The organism is Streptomyces sp. RPT161 (genome assembly GCF_027533845.1).
GTDB classification, from domain to species: Bacteria; Actinomycetota; Actinomycetes; order Streptomycetales; family Streptomycetaceae; genus Streptantibioticus_A; species Streptantibioticus_A silvisoli_A.
Genome location: NZ_JAPZVN010000074.1, coordinates 1 through 1,411, shown reverse-complemented (window position 1 = coordinate 1,411; position 1,411 = coordinate 1). Strand labels below are relative to the sequence as shown.

The 1,411-nt window shown below is 70.2% G+C and carries 1 protein-coding gene; it reads left to right on the top strand.

The genetic code is table 11. The features are described 5' to 3' along the window. The coding region (locus O5O46_RS34940) for an acyltransferase domain-containing protein (protein WP_269859713.1) at positions 1-1,411 on the top strand (1,411 nt) is incomplete at both ends.

The following is a 1,411-nucleotide window of genomic DNA, read 5'->3' as shown; positions in this document are numbered from 1 at the left end:
GCCGACATCGATCGTCATCGCCGGTGATGAGACTGCGGCCCTGGAGATCGCGGCTGGCTTTGAGGAGCAGGGTCGTAAGACCAAGCGGCTGACCGTCAGCCACGCGTTCCACTCCCCGCACATGGACGGGATGCTGGACGCCTTCCGCGAGGTGGCCGCGGGCCTCACCTACGAGACCCCCCGTATCCCCATCGTCTCCACCCTTACCGGCACGCTGGTCACCGCAGAGGAGATCGGCACCGCCGAGTACTGGGTCCGCCACGTGCGCCAGGCCGTCCGCTTCCTCGACGGGATCCGCGTCCTGGAAGACCAGAACGTCACCACCTACGTCGAACTCGGCCCGGACGGCGTGCTGTCGGCGATGGCCCAGGACTGTGTCACGTCGCAGGCCGCGATCTTCGTGCCCGTGCTGCGGCGGGATCGCCCCGAGCCGGAAACGGTGACCACCGCACTGGCTCAGGCGCACGTCAACGGTGTCCCGGTCGACTGGAAGTCGTACTTCACCGGCTCCGGCGCCCGCCGGGTGGACCTGCCCACGTATGCCTTCCAGCGTCAGCGCTACTGGCTGGAGAGCCCCACGGCCCAGGCCGCCGCGCCCGCCGCCGACACCGTCGACGCCCGCTTCTGGGAGGCCGTGGAACGCGAGGACCTGGAGTCTCTGGCCGCCACGCTCGACGTGGAAGCCGGAGAAGACAGCGCGCTGGAAGCCGTACTGCCCGCGTTGTCGGCGTGGCGTCGGCAGCAGCGTGAGCGGTCGGCGGTGGACGGCTGGCGCTACCGGGTGACGTGGAAGCCGGTGACCGACCGTCCCACGCAGGCACTGACCGGTACCTGGCTGCTTGTCGTCCCGACCGCCAAGGCCGATGACGAACTGGTCACCACCATCACCCGATCCCTGTCCGCGAAGGGAGTCGAGGTCCAACACCTCACCGTCGACCCCACCCACATCACCCGCTCCGAACTGGCAACGCGCCTCACCGAAACCGAACCGGCAAACGGTGTGCTGTCACTGCTCGCCCTGGACGAGCGGACGGCCGTCGTGGCGACCGCGTTGCTGACGCAGGCACTCGACGATGCCGCCATCGACGCACCGCTGTGGTGCGTGACGCGGGGCGCGGTGTGCGTGGGACGCTCCGACCGGTTGGCCAGCGCTGACCAGGCCGCCATATGGGGGCTCGGCAGGGTTGCCGCGATGGAGTTGCCGGGCCGTTGGGGCGGTCTGGTCGACGTGCCGGAAGTCCTGGACGAACGGGCCGCCGCCCGTCTCACCTCCGCGTTGGCGGGCCTTGGTGACGAGGACCAGGTCGCGGTGCGCCCGGCCGGGACCTTCGGCCGCAGGCTCGTACGAGCCTCGCAGGATGGCGCGGAAGGCAACTCGTGGACGCCGCGCGGCACGGTGCTGGTCACCGGC